The sequence below is a fragment of the Sporosarcina soli genome, assembly GCF_042655805.1.
Lineage (GTDB): Bacteria > Bacillota > Bacilli > Bacillales_A > Planococcaceae > Sporosarcina > Sporosarcina soli.
Window position 1 is genome coordinate 238572 of the sequence record NZ_JBHSNO010000015.1, and the last position, 12851, is coordinate 251422.

General features: G+C 43.1%; 11 protein-coding genes and 1 pseudogene. 1 reads left to right on the plus strand and 11 read right to left on the minus strand.

Annotated features, from left to right (window positions below; translation table 11 throughout):
- Positions 1–110 precede the first annotated feature (110 nt).
- From ACFPRA_RS20155 to ACFPRA_RS20190, 8 genes are all read right to left on the minus strand, one after another.
- Positions 111–905: a YwqG family protein gene (locus ACFPRA_RS20155; RefSeq protein WP_381438679.1), complete on the minus strand. Its 795-nt coding sequence runs from the start codon at positions 903–905 to the stop codon at positions 111–113.
- Between the two features lie 180 nt (positions 906–1085).
- Positions 1086–2435: an FAD-binding oxidoreductase gene (locus ACFPRA_RS20160; protein WP_381438681.1), complete on the minus strand. Its 1350-nt coding sequence runs from the start codon at positions 2433–2435 to the stop codon at positions 1086–1088.
- A 144-nt stretch (positions 2436–2579) separates the two neighbouring features.
- The gene (locus ACFPRA_RS20165; protein ID WP_381438683.1) at positions 2580–3854 is read right to left on the minus strand and encodes a DUF4179 domain-containing protein; all 1275 of its coding nucleotides are present in this window, start codon (positions 3852–3854) and stop codon (positions 2580–2582) included.
- Complete coding sequence (locus ACFPRA_RS20170) at positions 3847–4392, minus strand: RNA polymerase sigma factor (protein WP_381438686.1); 546 nt, start codon at positions 4390–4392, stop codon at positions 3847–3849. Before ACFPRA_RS20170 ends, ACFPRA_RS20165 begins: the two co-directional genes overlap by 8 nt.
- A gap of 515 nt (positions 4393–4907) precedes the next feature.
- Positions 4908–5312 carry a disulfide bond formation protein DsbD gene (locus tag ACFPRA_RS20175; RefSeq protein WP_381438688.1) on the minus strand — a complete coding sequence of 135 codons (405 nt, stop codon included), beginning with the start codon at positions 5310–5312 and terminating at the stop codon, positions 4908–4910.
- A gap of 428 nt (positions 5313–5740) precedes the next feature.
- On the minus strand, positions 5741–6274 hold the full coding sequence (locus ACFPRA_RS20180) for a DUF402 domain-containing protein (protein ID WP_381438690.1): 534 nt from the start codon (positions 6272–6274) through the stop codon (positions 5741–5743).
- 549 nt (positions 6275–6823) lie between these two features.
- Positions 6824–7207, minus strand: coding sequence for an SET domain-containing protein (locus ACFPRA_RS20185; protein ID WP_381438693.1), 384 nt, complete (start codon positions 7205–7207; stop codon positions 6824–6826).
- 214 nt (positions 7208–7421) lie between these two features.
- Positions 7422–7667 (minus strand): hypothetical protein, encoded by a 246-nt coding sequence (locus tag ACFPRA_RS20190; RefSeq protein ID WP_381438695.1) that lies wholly within the window; start codon positions 7665–7667, stop codon positions 7422–7424.
- Between the two features lie 703 nt (positions 7668–8370).
- On the opposite strand from ACFPRA_RS20190, the gene ACFPRA_RS20195 reads away from it, so the two are divergent.
- On the plus strand, positions 8371–8715 hold the full coding sequence (locus ACFPRA_RS20195; RefSeq protein WP_381438698.1) for an ATPase: 345 nt from the start codon (positions 8371–8373) through the stop codon (positions 8713–8715).
- A gap of 112 nt (positions 8716–8827) precedes the next feature.
- Here the strand turns inward: ACFPRA_RS20195 and ACFPRA_RS24985 are convergent.
- From ACFPRA_RS24985 to ACFPRA_RS20205, 3 genes and pseudogenes are all read right to left on the minus strand, one after another.
- Positions 8828–8962 (minus strand): annotated as a pseudogene (locus tag ACFPRA_RS24985) (LURP-one-related family protein); the annotation flags it as partial.
- Between the two features lie 526 nt (positions 8963–9488).
- Positions 9489–10880: an S-layer homology domain-containing protein gene (locus tag ACFPRA_RS20200; protein ID WP_381438701.1), complete on the minus strand. Its 1392-nt coding sequence runs from the start codon at positions 10878–10880 to the stop codon at positions 9489–9491.
- A 55-nt stretch (positions 10881–10935) separates the two neighbouring features.
- On the minus strand, positions 10936–12408 hold the full coding sequence (locus ACFPRA_RS20205) for an S-layer homology domain-containing protein (RefSeq protein ID WP_381438703.1): 1473 nt from the start codon (positions 12406–12408) through the stop codon (positions 10936–10938).
- Between the last annotated feature and the right edge of the window lie 443 nt (positions 12409–12851).

Consider the following 12851-nt stretch of genomic DNA (forward strand, 5'->3'; position numbering starts at 1 on the left):
GTGACGGTTTGAATTTTCAGGTATAAAGAGAATAAAACGCCATTTCCAATTCAATTTGGAAATGGCGTTTTATTGCTATCTAGCCTCCGAGTGCCAGACACTTTTATTCTTTAACTGCAATCCCAATTATATAGTACGTTCGAAAAATCATGTTTCTTCAAATCATCCGATGCAATGAAGAAGTTTGCTACACCCATATCGCCCCACATAATGGACAACTCGTCGTCTGTGTCAATTTGCAGTAAAAGTGTATCGAATGTTGGATAATCTCCATATGCCCTTGGATCTTCTTGGGTGAAGAAAGGATAACCGCCTAACTTCGAACCTTGTCCGCTCGCAATTTCGTGATAAGCCTCCATTATCTCATCATGCGCCTCGTAATCTTCATCCGTTGCGTTCTCTAGCAATTGATCGACGTTTGTCAATGTATTGAAACGATAATCTGCCCCTGATACGATTTCAGTGGAGGACTCAAACGACAAGGCACTCTCTTTTTCTATCGGAAAATAATGTTCATCCCCGAATGTAGGAAAATCCATCATCCATTTAGACGGATCGGATTCAATCGACTCATGATACACCACACGAAATGTATCTTGATGTGTCCCATCTTCAAAATTCAATCCATACACATCATCATCCGCCACGAAAAACTGTAAAATGCCTTCTGTCGGGTAATGAGGGATCGACTCTTCCATCTCGCTAAAATTGAGTTGTGCCAGCAAGCGTAGTGGTTCTCCACTTTCGGTCACTGGATAAGCATCCGTTGTTAGCCAGTAAGGCTGTCCCCCGAACTTGCTTTCCAAGGTTGTCGTCGCTCTAACCTTCCCTTCAATAAGCAGACTCGGCTTTTTCGTTTCTGCTAGTCTAGCAGCATACGGTTGCAATTGTTGCGGCAAATTCATTATCGCACTCTCCCATTTCTAGATTTAAGATTGCTTTTTAAGTTTTTGCTATGATGTCCAGTTCGGCTATTCAACCCGAACATTTATTCTATTATAATCTGATTTGATTTTTCATACAACGAAAAGACATAATGCCAGGTACTCAAATAACCCGAGATTGTTTGGGTACCTGGCATTTTTTCAAAAACGTTTACGAAATGGTGGGATACTTTGCGGAAATTTGAAGACATTGAAGGGATCATAGATGGTTTTCACTTCACGAAGGCGATTTACATTCTTGCCGTAATACGCTGTGAGCCAATCTTTGATGAACCGATCCGGCCAGTTCACGTAATCACCGGTTGTATAGCGAGATAAAGCTCTCCTCACTTGTTCGATCCAGCGAATGTTTTCCCGCTCTTCAAAAGGATGGCGCCATTTCGCGAGGTACTCCTGAGCGATTATGACATCACGGTAGTAGAAAGCTGTTTCATCGGGGGCAACTCGCCCTACTTCACCTGTAAGGGATTGGTGCCAAATGGCCGAATCACGATTGGGCGCATTAGCTAAAAAGTGTTTCATTTCCAATATCGCTTTTCTCGGGAACGGTTTTGCCACAAAAGAACCTGATCTCTTGCGGTTAGCTGGTAGGTTCCCGTTTGGATCGTCAAAAAAGTGCACCGCTTCGATGTAAGGGACTTCCTTGATCAGTATATTGGTCGGCGATCCAGTTTCCAATAACGGCTGCAAAAGCCGTTGCAATTTGTTCGCTGATCCTACAAATTCACCTTGGGCGATAATTTGGTCGGCGGCCTTTGCTCTGCATTCAATTTCCGAAGTCAAACATACGTCCGTTTCTGGTGCCCAATGTTGCCACGCATCAAATGCAGCTTCAAAGTCATCCCAGCCCCATGTAATAGAGAACACGGATACCTGCGAAACCGGATGCAGCTTGAAAGTGAAGGAAGTGACAATGCCAAAATTCCCACCTCCCCCACCGCAGCAAGCCCAAAACAGATCACGATGAAGCTGTTTATTGGCCTTGATCAATTCAGCACCTTGATGACCACTCGCTTTGACGATTTCAACTTCAAGCAAGTTATCACAAGTTAGACCAAACACTCGGCTTAACATCCCAATTCCTCCGCCAAGCGCAAGGCCTGCCAGACCGACACTGCTTTCCGTTCCTGCAGGGATTGTCATCCCATACTCCCATAATTCCTGATACACGTTCCCTAAACTCGCACCCGCTTCTATTTTGGCGGTCATCGTTTCAAGATCGACTTGGATGTTGCACATTTCACTAATGTCAATGACCAGCCCATCATTGACCAATGAAAAATTCTCATAACTATGCCGGCCACTCCTCACTCGAAATGGGATACATTTTTCCCTCGCCCACTTCAACGCATTCAAGACATCCTCCGTATTTTGACAAAAGACAATGATTTTTGGATACTTTTGGTCATTCAAGTTATTATTGATGATGGCCTGCTCATATTCAGGATCAGTAGGCGTCACAATCCGCCCCGTCAGCTCTGTCTTCTCCAAACAGTCAACTCCTATTCATCACTTGTGAAGAGATGTTATATAGTATGAAGATCTGGTTGAAAAGGCACTTGGCCATACCTGAAGTGACAATCCTATATGTGTTTTGTTTTGCACGATTTTCTCTTCTTGAAGAAGAAACGGTGCCTATTTGTCTAAGATTTGAATGGTTTTCCCATATTTCTTCTCAAAGTGCATGCCTTCAATGGAGAGCGTTTCCGGCAGTTCATCCGTTTCAAATAATAATATACGCTCTTTGTAGATCTTTCCGTCTTCCCCCTCAAGATGATCCTGCCTTAAGGTAGTTTTTAGCGGGGATGATGTCCCTTTCGACTGGACCGCAACGCCTTCCAACATGACATCTTGCTCTGTGGCTATGGTTACTTCAATCCCCTCCGTCGTCCGTTCAACTTTACGGATGACCAACTCTTTTCCTTGAATAAATACAGGCTGGGCGTCCAGATCGATGAGCGGAATGGATTCGTTCACATCGGTATAGCCGACAAATGTATCTACGATCAACTCCAAATGACGGACTTTCTTAGGGAGCGCATCATAATAAATTTCAAATGCCCTGCCATTGACAGCAGACGAAACGCTCCCTCCCATCCGATCAATCGGTACCCCATCGGCCACCAATTTGACTCCATCCAATGCAGCAGGAAAACGATCAAAATTGTCCACCTTCAGTTTGCCTTTAATCGTCGTTCTACTAGGCGTTGCCGTAATGGAATCAAAGCGAATAACCCCTTTGTCAACGCGGACTTTTTGTTTGATCGACTGCTTTAATTCTGTTTGCATCGCAGCAGTCGGATCGTAAGGAAAGGTCACCGTTTCTTCCTGCATATTTCCACTTGCCTCTTGCACCGTAAACGCCAATGTCAGCTTCTTTGCAAATGGACTGACTGCGTCAAACGACTGCATCCCTTTCAACTCCGTACCTTTTTCATTGACAGAATACGTACCGCTGGCAGGGATAGAATCCGTTAACATACCTGTCATTCTAGTGAACAGGATTTCTTCCGTAATCCCCTCCGAATTCTTCATTGTGTAATAAAGGATAAGCTGATTTTCATCCGTCATAATGCCATCTAGAAAAAACGTTGTCCCGGTAGAAAGCATCACTTTCCGATCCACGGACTGCCCGTTCCCCTCCTCATTTAATTGTGCAAGTGTGCCATACAGTATTTCATCAAAACCAAGCAATTTTTTTCCGTAATAAGCGAACGCATTATAATGGTAGCTGACAATGGTAAGGCACAACAAAGCGGCTACCGCTACAAACCATTTCGACATTCTGTTTTTCTTACGGGGTGGCGTCTGTTCCAATGCCATCCGCAACCTGTCTTCCAACTCTTTCGGCGATTTGACAGCCTCAACCCTCTTCTTCTCTATCTCCAATTGCTTTTCCAGTTCATTCATCCGTATCACCTCCGAAATGATTCCGCATTTTTTTCAGGCCTTCAAACACCCGTGATTTCACTGTTCCGACAGAGACTTGCGTGATGTCCGCTATCGTTTGATAATCCAAGTCATGTAAATATTTCAGCTCGATCGCTTCTTTTTGATGCGTATTCAGCCGCGATAGCATTCTTTGTATATCCATCTGCTGTTCACTCTGCTGGAAAAAATCTGGAACGTCCGTCGGATCATAAAGCAGTCCAGAAATCTCTTCTGCATTTTCCATGAGGACGACCTTCTTTCGCTTCCGTAATAGTCGTTTACATTGATTGACAAGAATCGTCTTACTCCAACTGTAAAAGGCCTCTTCCTTTTTAAGCTGTGGAATATGGTGATACAAGCTCACAATCATATCCTCCATTGCATCCATTGCGTCATGAGGATTCCCCATATATGTAAGAGCCAGCCGATAATAATCATCCTGCTGCTCACGGATCAATTGCAACAGCGCCTCCTTATTCCCTTTTTTCGCTTTTTTCACCAACCGAATGGCCCTCATATCTTCACCTCTCTCCTATAAGAGTCACCACCACGGCAAAAAGTTCATTTTATTTGAACGAGAAGATCAATCACTTCGCTTTGCTCATAATCAATAACGCCTCGGCGTTATTGCGTCCGGATTTTGAATTGAGCTTGCTCAATTAACTCCTTTCAAAATCCGCGACATTCGCCGGAGGCTTGGGCCAACAGGATGTTGATCACTCAGGCGTTGCCAATCAAACAGCGAAGGGTTTGATTTGCCGTATTTCTGCGTTTTTTTTGCAGAAATTAAGGCACTTTCATTCAGGAAGCGGCGACCTTAGCCTGAGTTCCTCTATTCAGCCGGGGTTTGAATCCCCACTGAATGGAATGCATTTCTAGCATTCATCCCCCCACTTATAGAAGTGGGGGGACTTATGCTGAAGCAAGTTAAAAAGGAGCAAAACGTATCGTTTTACTCCTCCCGTAAATGGAATAGTTGGATGTTACACAGCGAATATCCCGTATTTCAAACCACAAACCCTTCCATCGGTTCTAGCCAATATTTTTTGCATTTAAATCATGGTTGACTTTATAAACAACACGAGCAAATGTGAATTTCACAGGATATAACGAAAGAATAACAGCAGTCCACTGACTAAGTGTCTTCAACCATCCTGTTAGCTGTAGTAGATCATTGATCAAGTAATTGGCTAGTTGAATAAGCCCGAATACAATGCCGACTGATGCAATAAATGCAAAGAAAATGAGGACCACTTGGAATGTGGATATCTCTTTTATCTTTTTCAATTTCTTTATTCTGCCATCATTAATTGAAAAACAAACATAAGTAGCAGGAAGTACTATCAAATAGAAATCTAAAAAGCCAAATTTGATCCATGAAGCGAGCATTCCTAACAGCAAAACCCAGCCGATTAGGTTAAATAATCTTTTAAGCACTTTATAATCACCTCGTTAGCAAAAATGCGCCGCTACTAGTTCTAAAAACACACCTATGAGTTCAACACCCCATCAATCAATTAAATCAATAACGCCTCGGCGTTATTGCGTCCGGATTTTGAATTGAGTCTGCTCAATTAACTCCTTTCAAAATCCGTGACATCCGCCGGAGGCTTGGGCCAACAGGATGTTGGTCACTCAGGCGTTGCCAATCATACAGCGAAGGGTTTGATTGGCCGTATTTCTGCGGTTTTTTGCAGAAATTAAGGCACTTTCATTCAGGACGCGGCGACCTTAGCCTGAGTTCCTCTATTCAGCCGGGGTTTGAACCCCACTGAATGGAATGCATTTCTAGCATTCATCCCACCACTTATAGAAGTGGGGGACTTCTGCAGCCAGTTAAAATTCAATTGTCAAGACCTGTTAGTTTAAATATGTTTATTCACAAACTTTTCTAACAAAGGGATGAATCTTTCGTGCTTATAAATTCCCTTAGATTCTGAAATAGCTTGAGAAAGAATAACAGGTAACGACTCTATTACTGAACTTAAAGTTTGTTTGACGAATCCATTTTCGAAGTGTTCTATCGGTCCAGGTAGTTCATTCTCGTCTAAAATAAAGTATTCTCCATTTGGAAGAACCATAATATCGATAATTAAGTCTTCAAATGATACCCGTTCATCGGTGATAGTTGTATTCTTTACAATGTTTAAATAAGAGCCTAAATAATTTCCTTTATTATCTCTCCAGAAATATAAATTATACGGAAGGTTTTCCCAATAATAAGCAATCGTATAACTACCTATTGGAATAGTTAAGCTAGTTCTATTAGCAATCATTGTAAATGATTCTTCAATAATATGAAAAAGCACAGCACTTTGTTTTTGTCTAGTTAACAGCCTACAAGGATAGTCCACAATCTTAGAATCATAACGTATTTTTCTTTCTATTATTTTCTCCAATTTTAGCTACTCCCTTTCTCAATCAATTACGCCTCGGCGTAATTGCGTCCAGGTTTTGAATTGTGAATCGAACAGCGAAGGGTTCGATTTGCCGTATTGCTGCGTTTTTTGCAGAAATTAAGGCACTTTCTGGACGCGGCAACGCCTGAGTTCCTCTAATCAGCAAATCTTTTTGTACTGAAAGCGAAGCGTCAGCTACAGGGAGCTTGGACTCCCTCTTATTGAAATGCATTCCGGCATTTATTCCGCCACTTATCGAAGTTGAGACTTCTGCTGACTCAAGTTAAAATCGTAACATAGATTCGACTAAAGGGATAACCCTCATAAATCATTTCCTCACAATCTTTAAATCAATTTCAACATAAATATCCAACAAAAAATCACCTCAAAGAAAAACTAACGAGGTGATTTTTATCAATCTTTTTACAAAGCTACACATATGACGGTGAAAATAGTCCTCGATTTACACAATAAACACCAATTTATCCCAAAGAGAAAAACAGCCTCGATGGAGCGGCTGTTTTTCTCTTTGAACAAAGTTCGTCTTGTCTATTCTTCCTTCTGATCAAACCAGAGCAGTTCTTTGTCATCTACGTCACCGTTGTAATTGATTAGAATTTCCTCGCCGGCTTTGATATCTGTATAGGCATAGAAGTCAAACGTATGCTTTTCAAAACTGATCTCATATGTGGCATTAGGCTCATAGGAGTGATTGAACAACATCCCATACCCAAGAAGGATCGCGGAATGATTGGCGCCATACTCAAAAGCGTAATCGGCGATTAGCGTTTGCTCAATGTATGGGTGTTGCTCGTTTGGATATGCAATGACAGGCGCTTCATGTACCATCGTTCCTTTGTTAATATCACATGTCGCAAATACCCCTCTGTTGAATTCTCCATCACTAAGTGAAGATGTTTTTACTTCAATCATGCTGCTCACCTACCCATCTGTAAAATATGCTTACTAACTATAACATGAATCCACTCATTAAGCGGTCTTATTTACTTTTGAAGAGAACCGCCCTACAACAACCAAGTGAGCTAGTGAAAACCGTCATGATGAATATTCAAGTAGATGAAGTTCCCTAAACAAATAAAACAATATGCAAAAGGCACTCAAAGAATGAGTGCCCGGTATTCACATATTAGGCACCGAAGAAATAGCGGCCTGGTCGGCTTCCGCGCAGGATTCCCTTGTCGTTAATGGTTCCAAGCGTCCGATAGTGAGTCGACTCGTTCGACACATCTTTGAAAGTGACACTCGGATTTTCCTGAAGCGGAATATCCAGCGCCCTCAGAAGCATGGCAGAGGCTTGTGCACGGGTAATCGGAACGTCCCATCCGGACAGCCCCCGATAATCCCCTTTCTGTACAAAAACATAATGTCCCACATCGCTCCGTGCCACCCTACATATCTTTGTAAAGGGTCGTAATATGGCAGATATATCGTCTCCGCCCTAGCTACAGGCAGTAACGAAAACATAAGAACTATCACGAATAATGAAGTAAATAATTTTTTTCAATAGCGCACACCTGCTTTCTATGAAAATAATCTTTATTCAATTTGATCATTCATGAATCAATAACGCCTCGGCGTTATTGCGTCCGGAGGCTTGGGCCAACAGGATGTTGGTCACTCAGGCGTTGCCAATCAAACAGCGAAGGGTTTGATTTGCCGTATTTCTGCGTTTTTTTGCAGAAATTAAGGCACTTTCATTCAGAACGCGGCGACCTTAGCCTGAGTTCCTCTATTCAGCCGGGGTTTGAACCCCCACTGAATGGAATGCATTTCTAGCATTCATCCCACCACTTATAGAAGTGGGGGACTTCTGTAGCTGACGCTTCGCTTTCAGTACAAAAAGATTTGCTGAAGCAAGTTAAATTGGCATGGAATGTGTTGGTTCCAAAAAACGGTAACAGCTTCTAATACACTCTGAAATACTGTTGGAAACTTGTACCCTAAAATGTATCTGGCCTTTTTAAATATTTTTCAAGTAGACCGTTACATCCGTTTATTCACTTGTCCAAGTTTTGAATACAATGACACTATAATCTGCAGATTATATCATTCTATCTTTGAAGGAGGTGTTGTAAATGCCATTCACTACTGGACCTATTGAAAATTTCGGGAATTTACCTGCAAATGCATCTAACGTTCGAGTCAAAATCCTCAATCGTACGGGTGGACCACTCACAGGAGTTGTTCGAACTTTCAGACTAAATGGGACAAGACAATTAATTTCATCTGCGAACTTTACCGCAAATGCTAATGCTTCTACTTTTGTCACTCTTAACTTAGGAGGGACACCATTTCAGTATGAAGTTGAAATTGTTCCGAATCAAAACGGTGGCTTGTACTCCGTTTACGGAAGAACAGCATCAAATGTGATTATTACTGCCCAACGCGTTCTACACTCAGAATTAACGCAGATTCTATAGTCGTAAAATGATCCAATGAACGTAATTGGGGTGCTAGAGAGGGAGATTCCAAGAGTCATTACATGACTTCGTTGGGATAAGCCCTCTCTTTTTTGTCTTTAGTAAATAAAAAATCCATAATGGAAAACGTTTTCGGCATTCGCGTGAAGCTCCCTTTTACGAAATATACCTCGTTCTCTTGCTCATCCTTCACCGAAAAGTTTCCGCGCAGACTAAACACTTTTTGCTTGATAGATAACTGTTTCAAATGTAGTTTCCAATCGTATCAAGACCATCTTCGCTCAAATCTACGTGGACTGGATAGCTGCATTTGAAATATCTAGGGCCTCATTATTATCAATAACGCCTCGGCGTTATTGCGTCCGGATTTTGAATTAAGCTTGCTCAATTAACTCCTTTCAAAATCCGTGACACCCGCCGGAGGCTTGGGCCAACAGGATGTTGGTCACTCAGGCGTTGCCAATCAAACAGCGAAGGGTTTGATTTGCCGTATTTCTGCGTTTTTTTGCAGAAATTAAGGCACTTTCATTCAGAACGCGGCGACCTTAGCCTGAGTTCCTCTATTCAGCCGGGGTTTGAACCCCCACTGAATGGAATGCATTTCTAGCATTCATCCCACCACTTATAGAAGTGAGGGACTTCTGTAGCTGACGCTCCGCTTTCAGTACAAAAAGATTTGCTGAAGCAAGTTAAACTGATGAATCAAGTATGAACGGCTGGCAACCATATCAAACAGGCAGACATCCCAGAGAGGGGTGTCTGCCTGTTTCTGCTCATTTTTTCAATGAATGTTTCTTGCCATTTACGTCAGTGATTTCCACAGTCGTATCCGTCATCTTCATGTCCTTTGCCTGGATACTGGATCGTTTTTTTGTTTTTCCGTCCAGTAGACTGTATGAGAATACACCTTTTTTATTGAAATAAAACATCGTGCTGGCATCGAATTTGACGGACTTGTTATTTTGCGTCACGTTTGTTGAAAATCTCGTGGATCCTTCCAGCGGTTCGAAGATAACGCGTGCATCGAACTCCATCACTTTCTTCGGTTTCAATGTGTCAGGACTTTGATGATAAAGGATAAGCGTCTGGTCTACATTAACAGCATCGTCGAAAGTCGGATTGTAATCGAACACCCGCTGTTTCTTCTCTACTGTGTAATAGTAGTCATGCCCGTGGACGCTGAAATTCCGCAGACTCGCAGCATGGTCTGTATCCACATCCAACCCCCAGAATTTCACACCATGTTTCCCACCTTGCGCACTCGTCCGGAAAACGCCATATCTATATGGAATACTGGTCCCTTGGGATACAGCAGCCCAGTACGGTACATAGATTATGTTGTTCTGAAGGATGATCGGAAAGCCTGTTTCTAAATGGACCTCAAACAATCCATCTTGTGTAGGAAAATCCTGTTCCGTTAGGAGTACGGTTTCCTCTTTCGTCTTTTTATTAATTTTCACGAGCTTTTCGCCTTTGATAGTGTACTGGAACCCGTCCTCTTCCACCACAATCCCCTTCTGGCTAACGTAAGAGAACGGTTCTGGCAATTTCATCTTGTCATCAATCGCACGGGCAAGGAAAGAAGAGAATTGGGAGCGCGTGACCGGATTCCCCGGTTTGAACGTGCCGTCCTGATAACCGCCCGCAATCCGATTCAATGCCACGCTATTGATATCCGCGAAGGCCCAATTAGCTGGTGAGACATCGACAAACATTGGTTTCTGTTCCAATGGAAGGTCGAATGCCCGACGTAAAACGGCTGCCATTTGGGCACGCGTCGTCTGTTCCGCTGGTCGCATATAGCCGTTTTCTCCACGCAAGATTCCCTTATCGTTAATGGTTGCAAGTGCCCGATAGTGAGTAGAATTTTTCGACACATCTTTAAAGGTGACAGTCGGATTTTCCTGTAGCGGAATATCCAGCGCCCTGAGAAGCATGGCAGAAACTTGCGCACGGGTAATCGGTTCATTCGGCCGGAATGTGCCATCTGGATAACCTCCGATAATCCCCTTTTTGTACAAGAACATGATGTCCCATGATGCACCACGCAAATCTTTGAAAGGAACCGGTTCGTTATAAGGCGGATATTCCGTTTCCGCCTGCGCTGTTGGCAGTAGTGAAAACATCAACAAGATCGTTAGCAAGGAAGTCAGTAATTTTTTCAATCGTGTACACCTGCTTTCTATAAATATGGCATTCCCAAAACTTTGGTATATTCAATCAATGATCCATCTCGTAATCCTTCCGGATATCAACGTTCACAATGGAGCCGATTCGCTGGACCTGTACATATAAACCCGTCCAAGCAGAATAGCACTCTGGTTCTATAGCTTCACAATATCTCTCGCTTAATCTGCGATCATAGTCAATAATGATCGTACCTTCTTTCTGGCCAGTGGCTTTGACGCGAAATAGATTCGTGCCTGGATCTCTTGTAATAATGGCTATCTGTTCGGCGTCTTTTGTTCGGATTATGTGCTTGATCAAGTCGGATGTCGCTGTCTCCTCATAGACATCAGACGGATTTTCTTTCAGCGTTTTAATTTCATAATAAAAGCGGTCATCGTTCTGCTTTACATCAATCCCATGCCGCTCTTCCTTCCCACCCTCAAACCGGATCGTGGCAATATACTGGCCGGGCTTGTCGATATCAAACCATACATTGAAACTATTTCCAAGCTCTTCTTGCTTGAACGTCACACTGTCGGACAGCTTTTCCCCTTGCATTGTGGTCAGGGAAATATTTTGAACCTTTTCCTTAAGGAAATAAAACTGCACCGCAGTCGGAAAAATGTCATCCGTCTCTTCCAGCGTCAACTTCAATTCACCATTCACCTTTTTAATAGTTACATTATACTTTTTATACTCCATTTCATAGGAACCGTTGCTAGGAAGACCAGCAATATTAAGCTTTCCGGTCCCTTCCTTCAATGGGACCAATTGAACTCGATCCTCCGTGTAGCCCTCTTTTCCGGCTACCTGTATTGATTTAAACAAACCGTCATTCGACTTATCGTAAACAATTTCACTAATCAGCCTCCAGTTGAAATCACTGGCCTTTAGCGTTATCATCGTTGGCTTCGCTTCTTCAGTCGCTTTCAGCATTTTGGCCGCCTGTCCTCTTGTGATAGCAGCATTCGGGCTGAATGTGTCAGGTGATGTCCCCGAAGTGATGCCGAGTTGATAAATGATAAGAATATTCCCGCGATGTGACTGTAGATATTCAATATCTTTGAATGGGTTTATGATGTTCCCATCACGCGGCAAATCGAACGCTTTGACAAGAATCGAAGCCATTTGCCCCCGTTTAATCGGATCGTTCGGACCGAAACGGCCATCTTCATAACCACCAATAACTCCTTTTTCTGCCAGCGCTGCAATCGCTTTGTAGTAGCCGTTCGCTTTCGAGACATCTTTAAAGCCTGGATTCTTCACGTTGGTCGTGTCCAATTTGATCATCTTTGCGATGATGGCAGCCGCCTGTCCTCTCGTGATAGAGTTTCCGGGTTTGAATGTGCCGTCCGGGTAACCTCCGATAATATTGCGTTCCGCCAGATCATAAACGGCTTCTGCAAAATGTTTTGAAGATGGTACGTCTGAAAATCGCTCATTGCTTGCGGCGAACGTGCCGGATAAAGGCAGGCTGCCGGCAAGCAGCAGTGCCCCGAGTCCCAAAAGTAGTTTCTTTCTCACTCGCATTCTTCCTTTCTATTCTAGTAGTAGGTTTTACTATTTGCTACTGACAATACTTTATCAATAACGCCTCGGCCTTATTGCGTCCGGAGGCTTGGGCCAACTGGATGTTGGTCACTCAGGCGTTGCCAATCAAATAGCGAAGGGTTTGATTTGCCGTATTTCTGCGTTTTTTTGCAGAAATTAAGGCACTTTCATTCAGGAAGCGGCGACCTTAGCCTGAGTTCCTCTATTCAGCCGGGGTTTGAACCCCCACTGAATGGAATGCATTTCTAGCATTCATCCCCCCACTTATAGAAGTGGGGGACTTCTGTAGCTGACGCTTCGCTTTCAGTACAAAAAGATTTGCTGAAGCAAGTTAAACTTGATGATGGAAACCCAGGTTGGTGTTCCTATATAATGAGCGGTTGGTTGACGGCTTCTTCTTCTGGACACTGCCAACC